A 23620-nucleotide genomic window follows, 5' to 3' on the forward strand; every position below is an offset into this window, starting at 1 on the left:
CTGCGGATATTACCCACTAAGGAGTATTTCACCATCCATTCGATGGCAGCTTGTGATCTCGACTGCAAATCCCCGCCTGAGCCGGGGTGATGACTCGCACGTTTGCAGCAACCGGGTGCCAAGAGCGGATGACAGGGGGCTGGATCAGGGGTAATCTCCCAATCGGGTTATTAATTCATTGATTATTAATTGAAATTAAGCCGGGACTCACAAGGAGCAAAGCCGCGGACAGATGGGACTCTTCAGCAAGACAGGGGTGACGGTGGCCCTCATTTATGCCGCCTCAATCGGTGCTGTACCTTCCCACTATGCCGGTGTGAAGGTCGCCCCCGATATCAAGGTCGACTTCCAGTTCTATCGGGTCTCCGGGGCCGATGTGGGGGCCGTGATGCGCCAGATCACCGCCTTGTCGCCCACCCAGGCGGACGGGCACATCGGCAAGGCCAGTTATCAGCTCTCCTGGCAGTTGCAGACGAAGGCGACGGCGGCGCGCTGCGAGCTGGAGCAGGCCAGCGTCCGTGCCCGCATCCAGGTCAGGGTGCCCAACTGGATGGACAAGGCCCGTGCGCCCGCGAAGGAGCGCCAGAAGTGGGACAAGCTGGTGGCCGCCATGTTTGACTACGAGAGCCGTCACAAGGACATCCTGCTGGAGAGCGTGAGCCAGCTTGGCACGCGCCTCGCCCAGTTGCCGGTGACCCGGGATTGCCCAACCCTGGAGCATCAGGGCTGGCAGGCAGGGCAGGCGGTGCTGGAGGCCACCCGGGCGCGGTTCGACACCCTGGCCAGCCAGACCGATCAGGGGCGCAAGCTGGGGGTCGTCTGGCCCAGGGCTGGCTGATGACACGTGTACAGGCCCATGGACGCTCATGGAAAACATAAAAAACGGGCTGATTGAGCCCGTTTTTTATTGGTGCGCCCAATGGTGTGGAGGCGGGCAGCCCCGGCTCCTGGGGAGTTAGTCGCGCAGTGGCTTGCCCCTGCGCAGCCTTCGCACCCAGTAGCGGGCGGGATGGAGCGCCTCCAGCAGATCGGCGGCCAGCGGCAGGGGATCGCCGCAGATCTCGCTGGCGACCAGTTCGCCGCACAGGGGCGCCGAGCACAGACCCCGGGAGCCGAGCGCCCCCAGCACGTAGAGGCCGGCGTGCAGGGGTAGTGCGCTCTGCTGATCCGCGGGGGCGTGGACGTCATGATCCGCCAGCGCCGCCAACCGGGCGACGGGCCCGGCGACCGGCAGGTGATCCCGGCTGGCGCAGCGCACCCCGATGCGGGCCTGAGCGCCGCTCACATCCACCTCGGCGGGCCAGCGCTGCTGGGGCACACAGGCTTGCAGCCGCGCCCTGTTCTGGTCCTGCTCGTCGGCGCGGTAGGCAAGGTCGGTCTGGTTGCGGCCATAGCTGGCCCCGATACAGTGCGCACCGTTGTGGGCCGGGGTGAGGTAGCCATCGTAGCAGAGCACGGTCTTGAGCTGGCTCAAGCTCGCCGTGGTCGGCACATGGCTCACCTGGCCGCGCACCGGATAGAGGGGAAGCTCGGCAAAGGGGAGAAGGGTTGGCAACTGATGCCCGGCCGCCACCACCAGATTGGGGGCGTGCCACTGGCGGCCATCCCGGCTCTCCAGGTGCCAGCCACCGTCCTCTTCGGCAATGCGGGTTACAGCGGCATTGAACACCACTTCCAGCCGCCTGCTGGCCTGCGCCTCCCTGATGGCGGCGCGGGTGAGATCCGCCGGACAGAGCCAGCCCCCCAGGGGATAGCTCACACCATCCGCATCGCAGGGCAGGCCGACCACCTGCTCAACCTCCGCTGCCGAGAGTGGGTGCATCAGCTCGGGGGGGAAGGGGCCCTGGCTCATCTTGGCAAGCTTGGCGGCGGATTTGTCGTCGTAGCCGAGTTGGGTGACGCCACACAGCGAGAAGGCGACGGGGTGGTGCTTTGCCAGGGCCAGCAGCCGGTTTCTGGCAAAGCCAAAGGCCAGCGAATAGAAGCGCGACAGGGCATCGTGCTCGCCGTTGAGCAGGGGGTAGAGGGCTCCTTGTCGATTGCCGGAGGCGCCGCTGGCCGGTTCGCCATTTTCGCACAGCAAGGTGACGTGCCGACCCCGCTCCACCAGAGAGAGCGCCGTCATGGCGGAAGCGATGCCGCCACCGATGATGAGCACCTCTCCCTCCCGCCCTGCGGGGCGGGCATACCAGGGGGCGATGCTCTGCTGCGGCACTTTGCCTTCCCGAACACCCGCCAGCATCTCCCGCTTGCTGCCATGGCCCTTCACCTTCTTCATGGCAAAGCCGGCGGCAATCAGCCCCCGTCGCACGAAACCGGCGCAGGTAAAGGTCGAGAGGGTGGCATCGGGGCGGGCGAGGCGAGCGAGATTGTCGAAGAGCTCCTGGGTCCACATCTCTGGGTTCTTGGCAGGGGAGAAACCGTCCAGATACCAAGCGTCCACCAGACCGGTTGCCGGATGGGGCACGTGAGGCAGCATCTCCTTGATGTCGCCAAACCAGAGATCGAGGCGGATGCGGCCATCGGCAAAGAGCAGGCGATGGCAGCCGGAGACCGGCAACGGCCACTGGTCGATGAGAGGCTGGCTCAAGGGGGCGAGCTCGGGCCAGGCGGCCAGGGCCTTGCGCAGATCGGCCTGGGTAAGGGGGTATTTCTCGACGCTGATGAAGTGCAGCCGGGATCCGTTGCCGGACAGGGGGGCCTGTTCCAGAAAGACGGCCATTGTGGCCAGAAAGTTAAGTCCTGTACCGAAACCTGTTTCACCAATCACGAAACTGTCACTATCGTGATGCGAAAATCGCTCTGGCAGTCGATTTTGCTGCAAAAAGACGTAGCGGGTTTCACTTAGACCGTTATCATTGGAAAAGTACACATCCCCGAACTCACTGGAGACTGGAGTTCCCGCTTCGTTCCAGTCCAATCGGGCATGATGTAAGGATGTTTGACTCACGTTTTCCTCGGCTCGCGTCACAAAATCGCGGGCATTCTACGTGAAAGCAGACCAGTTTGGCAGCCGAAAGCGGGTAGACTCGGTGCCAGTTTTTCCAGACGAGATGAATTAATGAGAAGAGCAGTGATCACCGGTATCGGCGTCATCTCCAGTATCGGCAACAACAAGGAAGAGGTGCTGGCCTCCCTGAAAGCAGGTAAATCCGGCATCACCTATTCCGAGCAGTTCGAGCAGTACAACCTGCGCAGCCGTGTCTGGGGTAACATCAAACTCGATCCGTCTGAACTGATCGACCGTAAAGTCATGCGTTTCATGGGTGACGCCGCGGCCTACGCCTACCTCTCCATGCAGCAGGCCATCGAAGATGCCGGCCTGCCGGAAGAGATGGTCTCCAACGAGCGTACCGGCATCGTGACCGGTTCCGGCGGCGCCTCCGGCAAGAACACCTCCGAATCTGCCGATATCGCCCGTGAAAAGGGCGTCAAGCGGGTGGGTCCCTACATGGTGCCGCGTACTATGTCCTCCACCACCTCCGCCTGTCTTGCCACCCCGTTCAAGATAAAAGGTGTCAACTACACCATCAGCTCCGCCTGTGCGACCTCTGCCCACTGCATCGGTCACGCCTTGGAACTGATCCAGCTTGGCAAGCAGGACATCATCTTTGCCGGTGGCGGCGAGGAGCTGGACTGGTCTTCCACCATCCAGTTCGACGCCATGGGCGCGCTCTCCACCAAGTACAACGACAACCCGGAAAAAGCGTCCCGCACCTATGATGCGGACCGCGACGGCTTCGTCATCTCCGGTGGTGGCGGCATACTGGTGGTCGAGGAGCTGGAACACGCCCTGGCCCGTGGTGCCCACATCTACGCCGAAATCACCGGTTACGGTGCGACCTCCGACGGCTACGACATGGTGGCCCCGAGTGGTGAAGGCGCCGTGCGTTGCATGAAGATGGCGATGCAGGGTGTCGGCAAGGTGGACTACATCAACACTCACGGTACCTCTACTCCGGTTGGTGACACCAAGGAGCTGGAAGCCATTCAGACCCTGTTTGGCAGCAATGCACCCAAGCTCTCCGCCACCAAGGCGATGACCGGCCATGCCCTGGGCGCCGCCGGCGTGCACGAGGCCGTCTACTCCCTGCTGATGATGGAACACGGCTTCATCGCCCCCAGCATCAACATCGAGAACCTGGACGAGAAAGCCGTGGGCCTGCCCATCGTGCGTGAATACGAAGCGGCGGATCTCAATACCGTCATGTCCAACAGCTTCGGCTTTGGCGGTACCAACGCCTCTCTGGTGTTCAGCAAGTTCAAGGCTTGATCTCCCTGTGGGGAGCGCAACGCGAAATAGAAAAAGGCGCCGAAAGGCGCCTTTTTTATTGAACTCTTTTTATTGAATTCTGCTGATGGTTCCCGGTTTGGGACCGCTGTCAGCCAGGGGCAACCGCATATAGACTGCCCCGTCACCATACTCCACCAGCGATTTGCCGGTGTCGGCGGGCACAAACCCCTGCTTGCGCCAGAAGGCGGGGGCATCCTGAACCGCCACCAGGCCTGCATGGCGATATCCTGCATGGCTCGCGAAAGCGAGCGCCCTTGCCAGCAGTCGCTGTCCGACACCCAGGCCGCGTGCCTTGCTCGAGACAGCGAGATCGTGCAGATAGAACTCGTCGTGGCCGGCCAGCGCCTTCATCGGCACCGAGAGGGGCGGGGGCTGGTGGGCACGCCAGGGGTGGCAGAGCAGGTAACCCAGCACTTTGCCCTGACGCTCGGCCACCCAGCAGGAGGCGGGGGCCAGCTCGGTTTTGTTCTGCATCACCTCGAGGGGCTCGGGTTCGAACTGGTGATAACACTCGTGCTGGATGGCCATGATGGCGGGCCAGTCTGGCGTGCGGATGGTGCGGATGGTGATCATGATGCGGGTCGGGTCCGTACTCAAACCGTGGCAAAAAGGGGTGACAGCATACCCCAGAGAGCACACAAACGAAACCGGGTCACCTGTCAGCGACTCGTCAGCGAACCGGCTCCTTGCTCACGATCTTGATCAGCTGGTAGCGCAAGGAAGGGGCATCGGCCGGCACATCGGCAAGTTGCTCCTTGCTCACTTCGAGTTGATAGCGAAAGCCCGGTTCAAAGGTGAAGCCTTCGATCTGCTGATAGAAGAGACTCCAGCTCTCGCCCGGCTGACTGCGCACCTGCATGCACTTCATGGGGGCGACACCGACGCAGTCTGCCAGCTTGTCCTGGATATAGAGGGTTTCGGTGGTCGGGGCGCTCTGGCAGGCGCTGAGCAGGAGGGCGGAGCTGAGGAGCAGGGGAGATTTCATGATGAGTGTCCTTGGCGTAAAAGGGCGCGATTAAACCTGCAAAAGAAAAGGCGGTCAATGACCGCCTTTGTAACAAACCATGACAGATCGGGCTCAGCGCTGGTCGAGGGGCACGAACTCGCGCAGGGGCTGACCGGTGTAGAGCTGACGGGGACGGCCGATCTTCTGATCCGGGTCCGAGTGCATCTCGTTCCAGTGGGCAATCCAGCCGATGGTACGGGAAATGGCGAAGATCACGGTGAACATGGACATGGGGATGCCGATGGCCTTCATGATGATGCCGGAGTAGAAGTCCACGTTCGGGTAGAGCTTCTTCTCGATGAAGTAGGGGTCGGACAGCGCGATGCGCTCCAGCTCCATGGCCACGTCCAGCAGCGGATCTTTGATCTGCAGCTCGGTAAGCACCTCGTGGCAGGTTTCGCGCATCACGGTGGCACGGGGATCGTGGTTCTTGTAGACCCGGTGGCCGAAGCCCATCAGACGGAACGGATCGTTCTTGTCCTTGGCGCGGCCGATGTACTCGGGAATGCGATCCACGGAGCCAATCTCTTCGAGCATCTTGAGGCAGGCTTCGTTGGCACCGCCGTGGGCCGGGCCCCACAGTGAGGCGATCCCCGCGGCGATACAGGCAAACGGGTTGGCACCGGAAGAACCGGCCAGACGCACGGTGGAGGTGGAGGCGTTTTGCTCATGATCCGCATGCAGGGTGAAGATGCGGTCCATGGCGCGCTCGACGATGGGGTTGACCTTGTACTCTTCGGTCGGCACGCCAAACATCATGTGCAGGAAGTTGCCTGCATAGGAGAGGGCGTTGCGCGGTTGCATGAAGGGCTGGCCGATGGAGTACTTGTAACACATGGCGGCCAGGGTCGGCATCTTGGAGAGCAGACGGAAGGCACAGATCTCGCGATGCTCCTCGTTGTTGATGTCGAGGGCGTCGTGATAGAAGGCGGACAGCGCGCTGACCACGCCGCACATGACGGCCATGGGGTGGGCGTCGCGGCGGAAGCCGCGGAAGAAGAAGGCGATCTGCTCGTGCACCATGGTGTGGCGGGTGACCAGACGTTCAAATTCCGCATATTGGGTCTTGGTGGGGGCCTCGCCGTACAGCAGGATGTAGCAGACTTCGAGGTAGCTGGCCTGGGTGGCCAACTGGGCGATGGGGTAACCGCGGTGCAGCAAGACACCCTGGTCGCCATCGATGTAGGTGATGGAAGATTTGCAAGAACCGGTGGCCATGAAGCCGGGGTCGAAGGTGAAATATCCTTGCGTGCCCAGCTTTCTGACATCGATCACATCGGGTCCAACGGTACCGGAGAGGATCGGCAGTTCAACCGGCTCTTTTCCGGGCAGATGTAGGGTGGCTATCTTATCAGCCATAGCACGTCTCCTTTGCTCTTTTATAATTTGGTTCCAGCCCTACTTTATTACGACTGTTATGACGCTGGCAAAGGTTCTTACCCGTACCACGGCGGCTGGAGCGCCTTATTTGAACCAGAGAACCATGTCTTTGTCAATTTTGCTGGATGATCATTAATGACTTGTTAAAGCTGTTGTGAGATCTGGTTTACGGTTTTGGATTTTCTGTGTAGCTATTTGATTGTCATTGGTTAAGGCCGCCGATATACTGCGCCACGTGGGTGATGGTCGTCGGTGTTTGAAACGCTTTCGCAAAGCCAGATGTGATATCGAAAATGTTATTTTTGGCTTTCCTGAGTTGTTTTGGTAACAAAAACCTAACAAATGCCACTCCTCGCCCTCAAAGCGTGTGAAAACAATAACTAACGTGCTCAATGGAGCTGAGTGGGCAAAGCCGTGAAAAACAAACAGAGACCTGTAAACCTCGACCTACAGACGATCAGCTTTCCTGTCACCGCCATCGCTTCCATCTTGCATCGTGTCTCAGGGGTCATCACCTTTGTGGCATTGGCCATCTTGCTGTGGATGCTTGGTACTTCACTCGCCTCTCCCGAAGGATTTGAATCGGTCGTTGCCATCATGGACAACTTCCTGGTCAAGTTCGTGCTGTGGGGGATCCTGACCGCGCTGGCTTACCACATCGTGGGCGGTCTGCGGCACCTGGTCATGGACATGGGCTATTGGGAAGAGCTGGAATCCGGTAATCAGAGTGCCCGTGTGGCCTTCGTGATCACCGCGGTTTTGGCGGTATTGGTGGGGGTACTGGTATGGTAACCAATTCTGCAACTTTCGGGCGCAGCGGTGTTCATGATTACATCCTGATCCGCGCCACCGCCCTCATCATGACGTGCTACGTCCTCTATCTGGTTGGCTTTGTCGCGTTCAACGACATCACCTACGAGGTGTGGACCGGCTTCTTCTCCAACACCTTCACCAAGGTCTTCACCCTGCTGACGCTCGTATGCGTCTTGATCCACGCCTGGATCGGTCTGTGGCAGGTGCTGACCGACTATATCAAGCCGGTCGGACTGCGCGGTACGCTGCAGTTTGTGCTGGTGGTGGTGCTGTTTGTCTATGTGATGACTGGTTTCGTCGTGCTGTGGGGTGTGTAAGGTGACTATTCCAACTCGTGAATTTGATGCGGTCGTGATCGGTGCCGGTGGTGCCGGCATGCGCGCCGCGCTGCAGATTGCCCAGTCCGGCAAGAGCTGCGCCCTGTTATCCAAGGTTTTCCCGACCCGTTCCCACACGGTCTCCGCCCAGGGCGGGATCACGGTCGCCCTGGGCAATGCCCACGACGACAACTGGCAGTGGCACATGTATGACACCGTCAAGGGCTCCGATTATATCGGTGATCAGGAAGCCATCGAATACATGTGCAAGACCGGCCCCGAGGCCATCTATGAGCTGGAGAACATGGGCTTGCCTTTCTCCCGCTTTGACAACGGTACCGTCTACCAGCGTCCGTTCGGCGGTCAGTCCAAGAACTTCGGCGGCGAGCAGGCTGCCCGCACTGCGGCGGCAGCCGACCGTACCGGTCACGCCCTGCTGCACACCCTGTATCAACAAAACGTCAAGAACAAGACCACCGTCTTCTCCGAGTGGTATGCCCTGGATCTGGTGAAGAACCAGGATGGCCATATCGTCGGCTGTACCGCCATCGACATGGAGAGCGGCGAAGTCGTCTACTTCAAGGCCAAGGCCACCGTGCTCGCCACCGGCGGCGCTGGTCGCATCTATCAGTCCACCACCAACGCCCACATCAACACCGGTGACGGCGTCGGCATGGCGCTGCGCGCCGGGGTCGGCGTGCAGGACATGGAGTTCTGGCAGTTCCACCCCACCGGTATTGCCGGGGCAGGGGTACTGGTGACCGAGGGTTGCCGTGGTGAAGGCGGCTACCTGCTGAACAAGGACGGCGAGCGCTTCATGGAGCGTTATGCGCCAAACGCCAAGGATCTGGCCGGTCGCGACGTGGTGGCCCGTTCCATCATGATCGAGATCCGCGAAGGCCGTGGCTGTGACGGTCCCTGGGGCCCGCACATCAAGCTCAAGCTGGATCATCTGGGCAAAGAGGTGTTGGAATCCCGCCTGCCGGGCATCTGCGAGCTCTCTCGCACCTTCGCCCACGTGGATCCGGTCAAAGAGCCCATCCCCATCATCCCGACCTGCCACTACATGATGGGCGGCGTGCCGACCAGCGTGAACGGCCAGTGCCTGACCCAGGACAAGGATGGCAACGACGTGCCGGTTGTCGGTCTGTTCGCGGTGGGCGAGATCGCCTGCGTCTCCGTGCACGGTGCCAACCGTCTGGGCGGCAACTCGCTGCTGGATCTGGTTGTGTTCGGTCGTGCTGCCGGCATGCACCTGGTGGAGACCCTGGGCTCGATGGAGCACGGCGCGGAAGCCACCGACGCCGACATCGCCAAGGCGCTGGAGCGCTTCAACCGCTGGGAAAACAACCGTGACGGGGAAGACCCGGCCCAGATCCGCAAGGACCTGCAGCGCTGCATGCAGAACAACTTCTCCGTGTTCCGGGAAGGGGATGCCATGGCAGAAGGGCTGGCCGAGCTGAAACTCATCCGCGAGCGTCTCAAGAACGCCCGTCTGGACGACACCTCCAAGGAGTTCAATACCCAGCGCATCGAGTGCCTGGAGCTGGACAACCTGATGGAGACCGCCTATGCCACCGCGGTGGCGGCGAACTTCCGTACCGAGAGTCGTGGCGCCCACAGCCGCTTCGACTTCCCGGAGCGTGACGATGAGAGCTGGCTGTGCCACAGCCTCTATCATCCGGACACCGAGTCCATGACCCGTCGCGCTGTCAACATGTCACCCAAGACCCGTGAGGCGTTCCCGCCCAAGGTCCGGACTTACTGATTGCGGAGCCAAGCACAATGAACGTCACATTCTCTGTCTACAGATACAATCCGGACGTTGATAACGTCCCGTATATGAAGGATTATCGTCTTGATATTCCTGAAGGTTCCGACATGATGGTGCTCGACGCACTGATCCAGCTCAAGGAGCTGGATCCCACGCTCGCCTTCCGCCGCTCCTGCCGCGAAGGGGTCTGTGGATCTGACGGTCTCAACATGAATGGCAAGAACGGTCTGGCCTGCATCACGCCGCTCTCCGATCTCTTGAAGAAGGGCAGCAAGGTCGTCATTCGACCCTTGCCCGGTCTGCCGGTGATCCGGGATCTGGTGATCGACATGACCCAGTTCTACACCCAGTGGGAGAAGGTTAAACCCTTCCTCATCAACGACGAAAAACTGCCGCCCGTGCGTGAGCACCTGCAATCCCCCGAAGAGCGCGCCAAGCTGGATGGCCTGTACGAGTGCATACTCTGTGCCTGCTGCTCCACCTCTTGCCCCTCCTTCTGGTGGAACCCGGATAAGTTCATCGGTCCGGCCGGCCTGCTCGCCGCCTATCGCTGGCTGGCGGACAGCCGCGACACTGCGGCCAGTGAGCGACTGGGCAACCTGGATGACGCCTTCAGCGTGTTCCGCTGCCACGGCATCATGAACTGCGTGAACGTCTGTCCCAAGGGCTTGAACCCGACCAAGGCCATCGGTCAGATCAAGTCGATGTTGCTCAATCGGGCCGTGTAGTACCAGGGCCAGGGCGTCTTGCGCCGGGCCCGACCTCTGGATAGCCATCCCGCCCCGGGATGGCTATGACCCTACAAGCTGCAGTGCAGCGAACAAGATGTACAAGGGATAGAAATGCATAACGGCGTGATGAAGGCCTGGTTGGAGTCATCTCACCTGGCTGGTGCGAATGCAAGCTACATTGAGGATTTGTACGAATCCTTCCTGGAAAACCCCGACTCCGTTGCCGACGAATGGCGCAGCCTGTTCCAGTCGCTGCCCCAGGTCAACGGACATGCAGTAGAACAACCCCACTCCCAGGTTCGCGACTATTTCCGCCGCCTGGCCAAGGACTCCTCCCGTTACAGCGCTCCCGTCTCCGATCCCCAGGTGGATGCCAAACAGGTTCGCGTACTGCAACTGATCAACGCCTTCCGTTTCCGCGGTCACCAGAACGCCAACCTGGACCCCCTGGGTCTGTGGCAGCGCGAGCCGGTCGCCGAGCTGGACCCGGCCTTCCACAACCTGCAAGGTGCAGACATGGAGGCCACCTTCAATGTGGGCTCCTACGCCATCGGTCGCGAGACCATGGTGCTCTCCGATCTGTATGCCTCGCTGAAGAAAACCTATTGCGGCAGCATCGGCGCCGACTATATGCACCTTACTTCCACCGAGGAGAAGCGCTGGCTGCAAGACAGGCTGGAATCCATCGAAGGGAAGGGCAACTATACCCTCGAAGAGAAGACCCGCTTCCTCGAGAGCCTGACCGCCGCCGAAGGGCTGGAAAAATACCTGGGTGCCAAGTTCCCGGGGGCCAAGCGATTCTCCCTGGAAGGGGGCGATGCCATGGTGCCCATGCTCAAAGAGTTGATCCGTCGCGCCGGTGAGCAGGGTTGCAAGGAAGCCGTCATCGGCATGGCCCACCGCGGTCGCCTCAACGTGCTCATCAACGTGCTGGGCAAGCGCGCCCAGGACCTGTTCGACGAGTTTGCCGGCAAGCACGGCGAATCCTGGGGCACAGGGGACGTGAAGTACCACATGGGCTTCTCCTCCGACTTCGCCACCCCGGGCGGCAACGTCCACCTGGCGCTTGCCTTCAACCCGTCGCACCTCGAGATCGTCAACCCCGTGGTCATCGGCTCCGTGCGTGCCCGTATGGACCGTCGCGGTGACAAGGACGGCTCCAGCGTCCTGCCCATCACCATCCACGGTGACTCCGCCATCGCGGGGCAGGGGGTCGTTGCCGAGACCTTCAACATGTCTCAGACCCGTGCCTATGGCGTGGGCGGGACGGTGCGCATCGTCATCAACAACCAGGTGGGCTTCACCACCTCCTATATCCGTGACCTGCGCTCCACCGAATATTGCACCGACATCGCCAAGGCTGTGCAGGCACCTGTGCTGCACGTCAACGGGAATGACCCGGAAGCCGTGGTACTGGTGACCCAGATTGCCCTGGATTACCGCAACACCTTCAAGCGCGACGTGGTGATCGAGCTGGTCTGCTACCGTCGTCACGGCCACAACGAGGCTGACGAGCCGAGCGCGACCCAGCCCCTGATGTACCAGAAGATCAAGCAGCACCCGACCCCGCGCAAGATCTACGCCGATCAGCTGATCGCCGAAGGAGCCATCGCGCCGGAGCTGGCCACCACGCTAGTCAACGACTATCGCGATACCCTGGATCGGGGCGAGCGGGTGAGCAAGGAGTGGCGCCCCATGGAGCTGCACTCCGTGGACTGGACCCCGTATCTCGGTCACGACTGGGCCATGCCCTATGACAGCACTGTGCCCATGGATCACCTGAAGGCCCTGGGTGAGCGCATCAGCCAGTACCCGGCGACCCATGTGCTGCAACGTCAGGTCGAGAAGATCTACGAAGACCGTCGCCTGATGGCCGCCGGTGAGAAGCTGGTGGACTGGGGCTTTGCCGAGACTCTGGCCTACGCCACTCTGGTGGACAAGGGATCCCGCATCCGCTTCACCGGGGAAGACTCCGGCCGCGGTACCTTCTTCCATCGCCACGCCGTGCTGCACAGCCAGACCGATGCCAGCACCTACACCCCGCTGTGCAACCTGCACGACGAGCAGGGCCCGTTCGAGGTGTACGATTCCGTGCTGACCGAGAACGCGGTACTGGCGTTTGAATATGGCTACGCCAGCGCGGAGCCGGCCGGTCTCACCATTTGGGAAGCCCAGTTCGGTGACTTCGCCAACTGCGCCCAGGTGGTGGTGGACCAGTTCCTCTCCTCCGGCGAGCAGAAGTGGGGCCGGATGTGCGGCCTGACTATGCTGCTGCCCCACGGTTACGAGGGTCAGGGCCCGGAGCACTCCTCCGCCCGTCTGGAGCGTTACCTGCAGATGTGCGCTCAGCACAACATGCAGGTGTGCGTGCCCTCCACCCCGGCACAGGTGTTCCACATGCTGCGTCGCCAGGTGGTGCGCCCCATGCGCCGTCCGCTCATCGTGATGACGCCCAAATCCCTGCTGCGCCACCCGCTGGCGGTGAGCAAGCTCGAAGAGCTGGCAGAGGGCACCTTCCAGAACGCCATCGGCGAGATCGATGCGCTGGATCCCAAAGGCGTCAAGCGCGTGGTCTTCTGCTCCGGCAAGGTCTACTACGACCTGCTCGATGCCCGTCGCAAGGCCGAGCAGCAGGACGTGGCCCTGGTACGGATCGAGCAGCTCTACCCCTTCCCGGAAGAGGAAGTGCGCGCCATCCTGGCCGATTACAGCCATGTCACCGACTTCGTCTGGTGTCAGGAAGAGCCGCAGAACCAGGGCGCCTGGTACAGCACCCGTCATCACTACGACAGCGTGCTGCCAAGCCATGCCCGTCTGCGTTATGCCGGTCGTCCGGCGTCGGCCTCACCGGCCGTCGGTTACATGTCCGTCCACGCCAAGCAGCAAAAAGCCCTGGTGGAAGACGCCCTTACCCTGGAATAACGAGTTGTGGATGAGAGGGCCCGTGTCGGGACCCTCTCTGACCTGGAACAAGCCTGCTGGCCAAGAAGTAACAAGGAACTGATTACATGACTATCGAGATCAAGGTACCGGACCTGCCGGAATCAGTGGCGGATGCCACCATCGCGACCTGGCACAAGAAACCGGGTGATCTGGTTGCCCGTGACGAAGTGCTGGTTGACATCGAAACCGATAAAGTCGTGCTGGAAGTGCCCGCGCCGGAAGCCGGCGTACTGGGCGACATCCTGCAGAGCGAAGGGGCCACCGTGCTCTCCCGCCAGCTGATCGCCATGCTCAAGCCGGCGCCCGTTGCCGGTGAAGCGACCAGCGAAAAGCCGGTGGAAGCCGTGGCCGATGACGCTGCCGATGGCCTGAGCCCTTCCGTGCGCCGCATGGTGGCCGAGCACGACATCGACGTCGCCAAGTTGACCGGAACCGGCAAGGGTGGTCGTGTCACCAAGGAAGACGTGGAAGCCTTCATCAAGAATCTGGGCAAGGCTCCTGTGGCTGCGCCGACTGCTGCCGCTCCCGTGGCTGCCGCACCGGTCGCGCCGCTGGCCGGTCGCACCGAGAAGCGTGTGCCCATGACCCGTCTGCGCAAGCGCATCGCCGAGCGTCTGCTGGAGGCCAAGAACACCACCGCCATGCTGACCACCTTCAACGAGATCAACATGGCGCCCATCATGAAGCTGCGCAAGCAGTACGGCGAGATCTTCGAGAAGAAGCACGGCATCAAGCTCGGCTTCATGTCCTTCTATGTGAAGGCCGTGGTCGAATCCCTCAAGCGCTACCCGGAAGTGAACGCGGCGCTGGACGGTGACGACATCGTCTACCACAACTACTTCGACGTCAGCATCGCCGTCTCCACCCCCCGTGGTCTGGTGACCCCGGTGCTGCGTGACTGCGACAACATGAGCCTGGCCGATATCGAGAAGGCCATCAAAGACCTGGCCGGCAAGGGCCGTGACGGCAAGCTGACCGTGGATGAACTGACCGGCGGCAACTTCACCATCACCAACGGTGGCGTGTTCGGCTCCCTGATGTCCACCCCCATCATCAACCCGCCCCAGAGCGCCATTCTGGGCATGCACAAGATCCAGGACCGCCCCATGGCCGTCGACGGCAAGGTCGAGATCCTGCCGATGATGTACCTGGCGCTCTCCTACGATCACCGCATCATCGACGGCCGCGAGTCCGTGGGCTTCCTGGTCTCCATCAAGGAGCTGCTGGAAGACCCGACTCGTCTGCTGCTGGATGTCTGAGCAAGCGTGACTGAAAGATAACGAGGGGCCGCCCAGGCCCCCATTCACAGGGGATTGAGAAACACGAGCCCCGGACGGAAATACCTACAACACGGATAGAGCATCTATGAATCTGCATGAATATCAGGCAAAACAGCTGTTTGCCGAGTATGGCCTGCCGGTCTCCGAAGGTTATGCCTGTGCCACCCCACAGGAAGCGGCCGAAGCGGCCGACAAGATTGGCGGCAACACCTGGGTCGTCAAGTGCCAGGTCCACGCCGGTGGCCGCGGCAAGGCGGGCGGCGTCAAGCTGGCCAAGAGCAAGGACGAGATCCGCGCCTTCGCCCAGAACTGGCTCGGCAAGAATCTGGTGACCTATCAGACTGACGCCAACGGTCAGCCGGTTACCAAGATCCTGGTGGAGTCCTGCACCGACATCGCCAAGGAACTGTACCTGGGCGCCGTGGTCGACCGTGGCTCTCGCCGCGTGGTCTTCATGGCTTCCACCGAAGGTGGCGTGGAGATTGAGAAAGTCGCCCACGAAACCCCGGAACTCATTCACAAGGCTGCCATCGATCCCCTGGTAGGCCCGCAGCCTTATCAGGCCCGCGAGCTGGCCTTCAAGCTGGGTCTGGTCGGCGATCAGATCAAGCAGTTCACCAAGATCTTCATGGGCCTGGGCCAGATGTTCCTGGACTGCGACTTCGCCCTGCTGGAGATCAACCCCCTGGTCATCACCGACAAGGGCAACCTGCACTGCCTGGACGGCAAGATCAACATCGACGCCAACGCCCTGTACCGTCAGCCCAAGCTGCGCGAGATGCACGACCCGTCCCAGGATGACCCCCGCGAAGCGCACGCCGCCCAGTGGGAGCTGAACTATGTGGCGCTCGATGGCAACATCGGCTGCATGGTCAACGGCGCCGGTCTGGCCATGGGCACCATGGATATCGTCAACCTGCACGGCGGTTCACCTGCCAACTTCCTGGACGTCGGCGGCGGCGCCACCAAGGAGCGCGTGACCGAGGCCTTCAAGATCATCCTCTCCGACAGCAAGGTACAAGCCGTGCTGGTCAACATCTTTGGCGGCATCGTGCGCTGCGACATGATCGCGGAAGGCATCATCGGCGCCGTCAAAGAAGTGGGTGTGAAAGTGCCCGTGGTGGTGCGTCTGGAAGGCAACAATGCCGAACTGGGTGCCCGTAAACTGGCCGACAGCGGCCTCAATATCATCGCCGCAACGAGTCTGACTGACGCAGCTCAGCAAGTGGTAAAAGCAGCGGAGGCCAAATAATGAGCGTTCTGATCAACAAAGACACCAAGGTGATCTGCCAGGGCTTTACCGGCGGTCAGGGTACCTTCCACTCCGAACAGGCCATTGCCTACGGTACCCAGATGGTCGGCGGCGTCTCCCCGGGCAAGGGCGGCACCACTCACCTGGGTCTGCCGGTGTTCAACACCGTCCGTGATGCCGTGGAAGCCACCGGCGCCACCGCCTCCGTCATCTATGTACCGGCCCCGTTCTGCAAGGACGCCATCCTGGAAGCCATCGATGCCGGCATCAAGCTCATCGTCACCATCACCGAAGGCATCCCGACCCTGGACATGCTGGACGTCAAGGTGAAGCTGCAGGAAACCGGCGTGCGGATGATCGGCCCGAACTGCCCGGGTGTCATCACCCCGGGTGAGTGCAAGATTGGCATCATGCCCGGCCACATCCACAAGCCGGGCAAGGTGGGCATCGTCTCCCGCTCCGGCACCCTGACCTACGAAGCGGTCAAGCAGACCACGGACGAGGGCTTCGGCCAGTCTACCTGCGTCGGTATCGGTGGCGACCCCATCCCGGGCTCCAACTTCATCGACATTCTGGAGATGTTCCAGAATGACCCGCAGACCGAAGCCATCGTGATGATCGGCGAGATCGGCGGCAATGCCGAGGAAGACGCGGCTGCCTACATCAAGGCCCACGTCACCAAGCCGGTGGTCTCCTACATCGCGGGCGTCACCGCCCCGGCTGGCAAGCGCATGGGTCATGCGGGCGCCATCATCGCCGGTGGTAAAGGTACTGCCGCAGAGAAATTTGCCGCCCTGGAAGATGCTGGCGTGAAAACCGTGCGGTCGCTCGCCGATATCGGCAAGGCCCTGCGTGAAGTAACCGGCTGGTAAGTTAGCCTGTTATCTCAGATAGCAAAATGCCGCCCTTTGAGGCGGCATTTTTATTGCTAGTATTCTGAGATAAGAGTTTTCTCGATGACTGTTATATGCCAGCCTATTATTTCTGACCTGCAGTCAAGAATTGAATTCGCTCTTTGGTGAAGTCTGTTTGGCACTTGAAGATTTCAACCCTGTCTTTGACTGCTTCATCTGGGGAGTTGGCTCTACTTAGAGAACCGCAAGTATTGGCTTTGGCAATGACCCACTGCCTTTGTGAATCCATCATTGATGAACGGAATGACTTGGGAATTGCTCCCCAGATACGATTCAGCTCTTTATCCTCGGCCATATAGAGTTCCTTGGCTGCCGGTACCATTGAAGGATCGTTCTCCTTGAGGATCTCATCTTTTCTGGTTGCGATAGAGGCAGCGTTTACCAGAGTTAACATTGGAGAATAGAAGTTCGTCCCTCTGACGGAGATGTCTGTGCCATTATCTGCCAGACGTAGACTGTAAGTTCTGTCTTTCCATATTAAGTCGTTATTTCTGCTTGTCGCATCACTATGGTTCAGGAATTCGTTGTAAACCGCGGGAACCTTATCCGCAACGTCTTTGGATTTGACCCCATAGGTCCAGACACTTTTTCCCGCTTAGGGTTGTGATACCCGACTGCGCAGAAATTCCCGTGGTGAACGGTATCCCAAGGCGCTGTGCGGGTGGTGCTCGTTATAATGCTCAAACGCGATAGCCAAATTGCCTACCGCTGTTCGGCTATCCGGTTTTGGCATCATCTCGATATAGTCTCGCTTCATCGTCTTCACGAAGCTTTCCGCTATACCGTTACTCTGTGGGCTTCTCACTGCTGTCGTTCTGGGCTCCAACCCGATTTCTCGTGCAAACGCGCGGGTCTCATGGGCTCGATACGCCGAGCCATTATCAGTCAGCCACTCCACCGGTGATGCCGGCAACGAATCCCCAAAGCGACGTTCGACAGACCTCAGCATGACATCTTGCACAGTGTCACTATCGTAACCCCCAGTACTGGCCGCCCAGTCCAACGCTTCCCTATCGCAGCAATCCATGGCGAACGTGACACGTAGTTTTTCACCGTTATCGCAGCGAAACTCGAAGCCATCTGAGCACCACCGTCGATTGCTCTCCTTGACGGCAACACGCCCCTTATGTGCCTGCTGGGCCAATGGTGCAGCTGGTTTTCTTTCCAGCAGCAAGCCATGCTCGCGCATGACGCGATATACCCGCTTAGCGTTTACCACAGGTTGTTCTGTTGCCTCAGACTGACGCCGTAACAGCGCCCAGACCCGGCGATAGCCATAGGAGGGAAGCTCTGCCATCGCCTCCATGATACGGCCAAGTAAGGCTGCATCATCACGCTGGCGATGATGACGACCATCTTGCCAACCCGGTTTTCGATGAACACGAACGGATAGCTGCGCACGCGATACATTAAGAGCCTGGCTCACAGCACTTAATCGTCGTCCCCCGGCAACAAGGGCGCATGCGCAATCCATTTTTTTGCTCGACCAACCTCCACGGCTTCTTTGAGGATCTCGTTCTCCATGGTCTTCTTCCCGAGCAGACGCTGAAGCTCTCGGATCTGCTTGATGGCAGCAGCCAACTCGGAAGCAGGAACAACATCCTCACCGGCGGTGATCGCCGTGAGAGACCCTTCTTGGAATTGCTTACGCCATTTGAAAAGCTGGTTTGCGTTGACGTCGTGCAAGCGAGCAACATGAGAGACGGTCATCCCGGGCTCAAAGGTCTGCTGCACGATGGCGATCTTTTCTTGTGGAGTCCGGCGTCGACGGCGCTCGGCCCCTGGTAACACTTCGACCATCTTCTCGTTGTGACTAGTACTGAACATAGCTCCAAGACTACCTCTTAAGTTAAGAGGGGCGAAGTGTCTGGATCTTCAAGGGGCCAATCTAGTCTTTAAGCTCCATAGGTATTGTCATTGTGATAGTCGCGATACAGTTCAGTGAGGCATCTGTCTTGTCAACCGTTGTGACCTCTGATGCTTGAACATTAATAGCATCAAGGGTTGCCTGAAATTGGCTAAGTTGCTCGGTACTGGCGGTCTTTGCATACCTTGACTTCAGCATTGGAGATGCATCATCGCGAAGTGTCTGCACAAGAGCAGACACAGCATCCTCTCTTCCGCATTTAAATGGTGCTGACTCTTCTTTTACATCGAAAAACCCAGCAAAAGCGGGGCTTGATGCACTGACTCCGATTATTACTGCCATTACTTTAAAGTTCATATCTTTTACCAAGTCAATGATGCCATGCAACGGCCTCTCGGAGGCTAAATATCCATGACAGAGAGCAAAGCGCCTAGGATATCAACTCATTCGAGGCCCGTCACCTGTCAATATTACCGGGGGAAACTCGGGAGAGGATCACCTTGGAGGAGTGTGGGGCACGCAATCTGGAGCAGCTACCCTTTGACCTCGACCTATTTTTTTACCTGTTTTGATAAGCATCTCACGAGGCAAGTATTGACATACGATCTTGGTATAAATTGTGGAAGGTGACATTTTATAAAACACTCTAGGGAGAGGTGTTGGCCCAGAGGGAATTGTCATAGGATTGATTAGTGATATTTTCATTGCCTCTGCCAGACAATATGACTCCGAATAGATAGTGGATCTCCCTTATGGAAATTATGTACATGCTGAATCACTTGTTTGGAAGAAAAAAGGAAGCATCACCTCCTGACATGAAAGATATTTTCAGGGGAACTGGATGCCTCAAAGTGCCAGAAAGTGCGTACAGCGGGTACCCAATGCCACTACCACCAGAGCCTTCAATCGAGGCTTATCTTATTCGTTTCCTTGTTTCAGAGGATAGTCTGGCGATATTTTTCCAAGCTCTTGCCCAAACAGGCTATGTAGTGAGCCCTGATTTGAACACACAGGTATTAAGTCGTTCAGGGGATCCAGTTAGCAAGAAAGTCATGCTTTTCTTGCACCCTTCTTTTGCTGGAACGACAGTCTCGTTTGCCTGTAATGACCTTGATGTGCTTGAAACTCTCCAGCAGACGAGATTAGCGCCACCTCTTCCTGCAGACTCATTCCCATGGATTGACCCCGAAGGGTTGGGCTCACTACAGGGAGACATGGAATACTGGTGGACGTATTTGTGGTTACCATTTTGGTTGTCCTTAAGCCAAGAGAGGCAGTCTGCCTTGGAGCTTGAACCTGAATGGCGTGAATTTATCGCAATGCATCAGCCACACGACACTTCTGCATCTACCGGTTGAATCGCTACCGTGCCAGTGTTGGTATGGCCTGATATCTTCAGAGCTTCATCGTTTTTGGCCCTTCTAGTTTTTGGTCGCCTTGGCATCTTTTGTCGTTTCTGGAGGACGAATGCATGGGGAGGAAGGGGGCGCCCTCGCTACTGCAGAGGAAGCAAAGCCTGCAACCTCGGTTGTGGTGACCATGTTGATGTGAATAGCAGTTTTAATGGGCCGGTTAATTGGTTAGATATCATCAAGAACAGGATCATGTAGCGTCTCTTTGGCTCTGTCGCAAACCTTGAAAAATCGGGTCATAGGGCGTATAACCACGCGCTTGTCAGTGTATTGAGTGAGCCCATTTTTATGCAGCAGAGTGAACCCGTGCAGAACGCCCCCTTTTGGCAGGTGAAGAGTCTGCAACAGATGACCATGACGGAGTGGGAGTCCCTGTGCGACGGCTGCGGCAAGTGCTGCCTGAACAAGCTGATTGACGAGGATACCGAGGAGCTGGTGTTCACCAACGTGGCCTGCAACCTGCTCAATACCAAGACCTGCCAGTGCTCCGACTACGGCAACCGCTTTAAAAAAGAGCCGGACTGCCTGCAGATCACTCACGACAAGATTGCCGAGTTCAACTGGCTGCCCTCCACCTGTGCCTATCGCCTGCTGGCGGAGGGGCAGAGTCTGCCAGAGTGGCATCCCCTTATCACCGGCAGCCGCAGCGCCATGCACCAGGCCGGCCAGTCGGTGCGCGGCAAGGTGATCCATGAGGTACATGCCGGCGATTGGGCCGACCATATCATCACCTGGGCGAGCTAAGCCTTAATCCGCCGTTTATTGCTTACTACAGGGGCAGGGGAGTGATACTCCGCTGCCCTTGTTGCTTTCTGGCGTCTTCTGGCGATGTAGCGTTGTTTCCCTCAGCCTGGCCTCTCCCAAGGGGATAGGGAAGGGATCGGGGGATGTTTTACAGCGTCCGCGACGATAACGTTTCTCTGTTCTGAGTACCTGAGTACCTGAGTACCTGAGTACCTGAGTGCCGATGAGCGCATCTGTGCATCAAGTGCGGGAGGTGGCTAATAACATCATGTCGATCAGCCAATAACATCATGCCGATCACTTTTTTTCTGCCCGCGTTTATAGCGTCTTCCTTTTACTCCGCCTGATCGGCATCGGTCAAGTTGGCGCCCTGTTTTCTCATCGATTCTCCCGTTAAGGTCACGCGCACCGCTCTGTGGATCAGTCGGTCCAAGATCGCCTCGGCGAAGGTTGCCTCTCCGATCATCCCGTACCACTTCTCCACCGGCAATTGGCTCGCCACTATCGTTGAGACGTTGCCGTAGCGGGTATCGATGATCTCCAGCAGGTTGCTGCGTTCGCTCGCGTCCAGCATCTCCATGCCCCAGTCATCCAGGATCAGTACCCCTATGTTGCTTACCCGCTCCAGCAGTTTCGGATAGCTGCCATCCGCTTGGGCCAGTCGCATCTCTTCAAGTAGGGTTTTCAGCCGGTAATACCGCACGCCCACTCCTTGCCGGATAAAGTAACGGCCCAGGGCACACGCCAGGTAACTCTTGCCACAGCCTGCCGCGCCCGTTAGCAGCAGGTTTTGTTGATGACTCAGCCAGTGTCCTTCCAGCAGTTGGCGGATCTGCGCTTTGCTCACGCCTCGACCCGCCCGATAGTCGAGCTGCTCCACCTGTCCGGCTAGCCGGAACCGGGCTTGCTTCTCCAGGCGGTTGGTTTTCCTCTGCTCCCGCTGCACCAGCTCATGGCTCAGTAATAGTTGCAGCCGCTCTTCAAAACCCATATCCAGGTACAGCATGCTCTGGGCCTGCTGCTGGTTCAGAGCCTGTTTCATGCCGCTCAAGTGCAGGCGGCTTAGTTGTTCATCGAGGTGTAATTGCATCGGCTTCTCCTGATCCGTGGGGTTAGTGGAAGTAGTGCTCGCCATGGACATTGTCATGACGGATGTCTTGCAGCGGATCCTGTCGCTCGTTGGCAATGAGTTGTTGCTCCTCCAGGCCATGCTTGAGCATGCTGCGGATGTTGTGCAGCCGGTTGGCGCCGGTCAGGTGCCCCCGGAGGCAGGCCGCTTCCAGCCGCTCCTTGCCATAGGTTTTGCTCTGCCCCAGCAAGGCCAGGCAAGGGCGCACCGCTTGCGTCGAATGCTCTGCCTGCCGGATAAAGCCATCCACCCAATGCGTGGTGTAGGGGCCGATGGACGCCGCCCAGCCAAGCAGTCGCTCTGGCGACCACTCCAGCAGTGCCTGATGATGCGCGGGCATGTGTTCACGCAGGCTGCTGTGCTGGCCTTTGTGATGACTCCGCTGGTGTTCGGCCACGATCTTGCCCGCGTGGTACAGCGTGACGGTATGCTCGGCCAGATGCGCCTCCAGCCGCTTGCCCTGCAAGGCATAGGGCACTGAGTAATAGTGCTTTTCCAGATCGACGTGGTAGTCCTTACCAACCAGCACCGGCACTACTTTGGTGTAGTGATAGGGATAATCCGGCAACGGCTTGAGCGCCGGTGCATCGAGCTCGGCAAACAGTGAGGCACGGCAGCCAGGCAGCTTCTGGAAGGATTTCTGGTTGAGCCGGGTCAGCAGTTCACCCATTCGCTGATTGAGCTGGGCCAGGCTATGGAAGGTTTCATGACGCAGCACCGCCAGGATCCAGCGGGTGACGATCTGCACGCCCACCTCCGCCTTGGACTTATCCTTCGGCTTGCGGGGCCGCGCGGGCATGATCGCCGTACCGAAATGGGCCGCCAGCATCTGGTAGGTAGGGTTGAGATCCGGATCGGTATTGCGCGCCACGCTGACGGCACTCTTGAGGCAATCAGGTACCACCAATTGCGGCACACCGCCAAAGAACTCGAAAGCGCGCTTGTGGCTCATCACCCAGTCATCGAGCTGCTGGGAGCGGGTGGCCTCGGCAAAGGTGTAGTTGGAGGCCCCCAGCACGGCGACAAAGATCTGGGCCCGGTAAAGGATCTCGCCGGTATGCGGATCGACAATGGGCATGGTCTGGCCGCAGTAGTCGACAAAGAGTTTTTCGCCCGCAATATGGGTCTGCCGCATCGAGGGTTGCAGCAGCGCCGCCCACTCTTTATAGAGCCGACAGAAGTGGTTGTAGCTGTAGTGGGAGCCTGGATGGCGCTCGGCGTACTCCTGCCATAGCAGCTCGAGGGTCACGCCTTTTTGACCTGGTTTTTTGAGTTCCTGATGCAACAAGGCCCAGTTGGGAGTGGGTTTGTGCTGAGTTTTATGGACAGAGCAGGTCTTGAGAAATGCGCGCTCCAGGGAGACATCATCCCAGGACTCAGACAGGGGCCAGGTCATGATACCCAGTTGAGCCGCCCGGTTGAGGTAATAGGATACGGTGCTAGGAGAGATATGCAGGCTGAGGGCGATCTGCCGATGAGCCAGTTGAGCCTGATATTTAAGGCGAAGAATTTCTTTGAGTTTTCTCACAGTGATAGGCCTCGCAGACATGCACGTTCCTCTGTTGGAGCAGATGGGAAAGTGCGGGTTTAACGAAGCGGGGAGAAAAAGTCACCAATAACATGGATGCCGATCATGGTTTCCCATCGAGGGTAAAAAGTGATCGGCGTGGGATGTTATTGAGTGATCGGCATGGATGTTATTACGTGATCGGCATGAATGTTATTGAGCGATCGCCATGCGTGGGAATATGCAGGAGGGCAGTG

21 protein-coding genes are annotated in these 23620 nt (G+C 59.0%); 12 read left to right on the plus strand and 9 right to left on the minus strand.

Annotation, left to right across the window (positions count from 1 at the left end; all coding sequences use genetic code 11):
- Window positions 1-232: 232 nt before the first annotated feature.
- On the plus strand, window positions 233-838 hold the full coding sequence (locus tag C3F36_RS20575) for a DUF922 domain-containing protein (protein ID WP_010674487.1): 606 nt from the start codon (window positions 233-235) through the stop codon (window positions 836-838).
- Window positions 839-955: 117 nt separating this feature from the next.
- Here the strand turns inward: C3F36_RS20575 and mnmC are convergent, their stop codons facing one another.
- Window positions 956-2971 (minus strand): bifunctional tRNA (5-methylaminomethyl-2-thiouridine)(34)-methyltransferase MnmD/FAD-dependent 5-carboxymethylaminomethyl-2-thiouridine(34) oxidoreductase MnmC, encoded by a 2016-nt coding sequence (gene mnmC / locus C3F36_RS20580; protein ID WP_199769627.1) that lies wholly within the window; start codon window positions 2969-2971, stop codon window positions 956-958.
- 90 nt (window positions 2972-3061) lie between these two features.
- On the opposite strand from mnmC, the gene fabB reads away from it, so the two are divergent.
- Complete coding sequence (gene fabB, locus C3F36_RS20585; RefSeq protein WP_029314417.1) at window positions 3062-4273, plus strand: beta-ketoacyl-ACP synthase I; 1212 nt, start codon at window positions 3062-3064, stop codon at window positions 4271-4273.
- Between the two features lie 69 nt (window positions 4274-4342).
- Here fabB and C3F36_RS20590 read toward each other — a convergent pair whose 3' ends face one another.
- From C3F36_RS20590 to C3F36_RS20600, 3 genes are all read right to left on the minus strand, one after another.
- On the minus strand, window positions 4343-4867 hold the full coding sequence (locus C3F36_RS20590) for a GNAT family N-acetyltransferase (RefSeq protein ID WP_010674490.1): 525 nt from the start codon (window positions 4865-4867) through the stop codon (window positions 4343-4345).
- Between the two features lie 97 nt (window positions 4868-4964).
- A complete protein-coding gene (locus C3F36_RS20595) occupies window positions 4965-5279 on the minus strand; it encodes a DUF4377 domain-containing protein (protein WP_104455825.1) in 315 nt (104 codons plus the stop codon).
- A 93-nt stretch (window positions 5280-5372) separates the two neighbouring features.
- On the minus strand, window positions 5373-6659 hold the full coding sequence (locus tag C3F36_RS20600; RefSeq protein WP_010674492.1) for a citrate synthase: 1287 nt from the start codon (window positions 6657-6659) through the stop codon (window positions 5373-5375).
- Between the two features lie 423 nt (window positions 6660-7082).
- On the opposite strand from C3F36_RS20600, the gene sdhC reads away from it, so the two are divergent.
- From sdhC to sucD, 8 genes are all read left to right on the plus strand, one after another.
- On the plus strand, window positions 7083-7472 hold the full coding sequence (gene sdhC, locus C3F36_RS20605) for a succinate dehydrogenase cytochrome b556 subunit (RefSeq protein ID WP_104455826.1): 390 nt from the start codon (window positions 7083-7085) through the stop codon (window positions 7470-7472).
- Window positions 7466-7810, plus strand: a complete 345-nt coding sequence (gene sdhD / locus C3F36_RS20610) for a succinate dehydrogenase, hydrophobic membrane anchor protein (RefSeq protein WP_104455827.1) — start codon at window positions 7466-7468, stop codon at window positions 7808-7810. The genes sdhC and sdhD overlap by 7 nt, the downstream gene beginning before the upstream one ends.
- Window position 7811: 1 nt before the next feature.
- Window positions 7812-9578, plus strand: coding sequence for a succinate dehydrogenase flavoprotein subunit (sdhA, locus tag C3F36_RS20615; protein ID WP_042015499.1), 1767 nt, complete (start codon window positions 7812-7814; stop codon window positions 9576-9578).
- 17 nt (window positions 9579-9595) lie between these two features.
- Window positions 9596-10312 carry a succinate dehydrogenase iron-sulfur subunit gene (locus C3F36_RS20620; protein ID WP_010674497.1) on the plus strand — a complete coding sequence of 239 codons (717 nt, stop codon included), beginning with the start codon at window positions 9596-9598 and terminating at the stop codon, window positions 10310-10312.
- A 114-nt stretch (window positions 10313-10426) separates the two neighbouring features.
- Window positions 10427-13237: a 2-oxoglutarate dehydrogenase E1 component gene (gene sucA, locus C3F36_RS20625; RefSeq protein WP_104455828.1), complete on the plus strand. Its 2811-nt coding sequence runs from the start codon at window positions 10427-10429 to the stop codon at window positions 13235-13237.
- 86 nt (window positions 13238-13323) lie between these two features.
- Window positions 13324-14517, plus strand: coding sequence for a 2-oxoglutarate dehydrogenase complex dihydrolipoyllysine-residue succinyltransferase (gene odhB / locus C3F36_RS20630; protein WP_042863770.1), 1194 nt, complete (start codon window positions 13324-13326; stop codon window positions 14515-14517).
- A 106-nt stretch (window positions 14518-14623) separates the two neighbouring features.
- Entirely contained in the window at window positions 14624-15790 is a 1167-nt protein-coding gene (gene sucC / locus C3F36_RS20635) for an ADP-forming succinate--CoA ligase subunit beta (protein ID WP_005300220.1), read from the plus strand.
- A complete protein-coding gene (sucD, locus tag C3F36_RS20640; protein WP_005300222.1) occupies window positions 15790-16662 on the plus strand; it encodes a succinate--CoA ligase subunit alpha in 873 nt (290 codons plus the stop codon). Before sucC ends, sucD begins: the two co-directional genes overlap by 1 nt.
- Before the next feature lie 106 nt (window positions 16663-16768).
- Here the strand turns inward: sucD and C3F36_RS20645 are convergent, their stop codons facing one another.
- From C3F36_RS20645 to C3F36_RS23445, 3 genes are all read right to left on the minus strand, one after another.
- The gene (locus C3F36_RS20645; RefSeq protein WP_158656175.1) at window positions 16769-17098 is read right to left on the minus strand and encodes a lysozyme inhibitor LprI family protein; all 330 of its coding nucleotides are present in this window, start codon (window positions 17096-17098) and stop codon (window positions 16769-16771) included.
- 201 nt (window positions 17099-17299) lie between these two features.
- Window positions 17300-18504 (minus strand): IS3 family transposase gene (locus C3F36_RS20650; RefSeq protein WP_104456103.1). Its coding sequence is split into 2 segments (ribosomal slippage): window positions 17300-18186 and window positions 18186-18504, totalling 1206 coding nucleotides; the frame shifts between segments, so codons are not numbered across the junction.
- Window positions 18505-18592: 88 nt separating this feature from the next.
- Entirely contained in the window at window positions 18593-18928 is a 336-nt protein-coding gene (locus tag C3F36_RS23445) for a hypothetical protein (RefSeq protein WP_158656176.1), read from the minus strand.
- 395 nt (window positions 18929-19323) lie between these two features.
- On the opposite strand from C3F36_RS23445, the gene C3F36_RS20655 reads away from it, so the two are divergent.
- Together C3F36_RS20655 and C3F36_RS20660 are read left to right on the plus strand one after the other, a co-directional pair.
- Window positions 19324-19929: a hypothetical protein gene (locus tag C3F36_RS20655; protein WP_104455830.1), complete on the plus strand. Its 606-nt coding sequence runs from the start codon at window positions 19324-19326 to the stop codon at window positions 19927-19929.
- A 342-nt stretch (window positions 19930-20271) separates the two neighbouring features.
- On the plus strand, window positions 20272-20727 hold the full coding sequence (locus C3F36_RS20660) for a YcgN family cysteine cluster protein (RefSeq protein WP_104455831.1): 456 nt from the start codon (window positions 20272-20274) through the stop codon (window positions 20725-20727).
- Window positions 20728-21061: 334 nt separating this feature from the next.
- Here the strand turns inward: C3F36_RS20660 and istB are convergent, their stop codons facing one another.
- Both istB and istA read right to left on the minus strand, forming a co-directional pair.
- Window positions 21062-21817 carry an IS21-like element ISAs27 family helper ATPase IstB gene (gene istB, locus C3F36_RS20665; protein WP_043851824.1) on the minus strand — a complete coding sequence of 252 codons (756 nt, stop codon included), beginning with the start codon at window positions 21815-21817 and terminating at the stop codon, window positions 21062-21064.
- A gap of 22 nt (window positions 21818-21839) precedes the next feature.
- Entirely contained in the window at window positions 21840-23405 is a 1566-nt protein-coding gene (gene istA, locus C3F36_RS20670) for an IS21-like element ISAs27 family transposase (RefSeq protein WP_043851823.1), read from the minus strand.
- Window positions 23406-23620: the final 215 nt, after the last annotated feature.

Origin of the sequence: Aeromonas sp. ASNIH2 (genome assembly GCF_002934795.1) — a bacterium.
Lineage (GTDB): Bacteria > Pseudomonadota > Gammaproteobacteria > Enterobacterales > Aeromonadaceae > Aeromonas > Aeromonas caviae.

Excerpts from the sequence above, each read along its gene's own strand:
- C3F36_RS20575 (WP_010674487.1), top strand. The coding sequence starts at position 233 with ATGGGACTCTTCAGCAAGACAGGGGTGACGGTGGCCCTCATTTATGCC.
- fabB (WP_029314417.1), top strand. The coding sequence starts at position 3,062 with ATGAGAAGAGCAGTGATCACCGGTATCGGCGTCATCTCCAGTATCGGC.
- C3F36_RS20590 (WP_010674490.1), bottom strand. The coding sequence starts at position 4,867 with ATGATCACCATCCGCACCATCCGCACGCCAGACTGGCCCGCCATCATG.
- C3F36_RS20595 (WP_104455825.1), bottom strand. The coding sequence starts at position 5,279 with ATGAAATCTCCCCTGCTCCTCAGCTCCGCCCTCCTGCTCAGCGCCTGC.
- C3F36_RS20600 (WP_010674492.1), bottom strand. The coding sequence starts at position 6,659 with ATGGCTGATAAGATAGCCACCCTACATCTGCCCGGAAAAGAGCCGGTT.
- sdhD (WP_104455827.1), top strand. The coding sequence starts at position 7,466 with ATGGTAACCAATTCTGCAACTTTCGGGCGCAGCGGTGTTCATGATTAC.
- C3F36_RS20620 (WP_010674497.1), top strand. The coding sequence starts at position 9,596 with ATGAACGTCACATTCTCTGTCTACAGATACAATCCGGACGTTGATAAC.
- sucA (WP_104455828.1), top strand. The coding sequence starts at position 10,427 with ATGCATAACGGCGTGATGAAGGCCTGGTTGGAGTCATCTCACCTGGCT.
- odhB (WP_042863770.1), top strand. The coding sequence starts at position 13,324 with ATGACTATCGAGATCAAGGTACCGGACCTGCCGGAATCAGTGGCGGAT.
- sucC (WP_005300220.1), top strand. The coding sequence starts at position 14,624 with ATGAATCTGCATGAATATCAGGCAAAACAGCTGTTTGCCGAGTATGGC.
- sucD (WP_005300222.1), top strand. The coding sequence starts at position 15,790 with ATGAGCGTTCTGATCAACAAAGACACCAAGGTGATCTGCCAGGGCTTT.
- C3F36_RS20645 (WP_158656175.1), bottom strand. The coding sequence starts at position 17,098 with ATGTTAACTCTGGTAAACGCTGCCTCTATCGCAACCAGAAAAGATGAG.
- C3F36_RS23445 (WP_158656176.1), bottom strand. The coding sequence starts at position 18,928 with ATGAACTTTAAAGTAATGGCAGTAATAATCGGAGTCAGTGCATCAAGC.
- C3F36_RS20655 (WP_104455830.1), top strand. The coding sequence starts at position 19,324 with ATGGAAATTATGTACATGCTGAATCACTTGTTTGGAAGAAAAAAGGAA.
- C3F36_RS20660 (WP_104455831.1), top strand. The coding sequence starts at position 20,272 with ATGCAGCAGAGTGAACCCGTGCAGAACGCCCCCTTTTGGCAGGTGAAG.
- istB (WP_043851824.1), bottom strand. The coding sequence starts at position 21,817 with ATGCAATTACACCTCGATGAACAACTAAGCCGCCTGCACTTGAGCGGC.
- istA (WP_043851823.1), bottom strand. The coding sequence starts at position 23,405 with ATGTCTGCGAGGCCTATCACTGTGAGAAAACTCAAAGAAATTCTTCGC.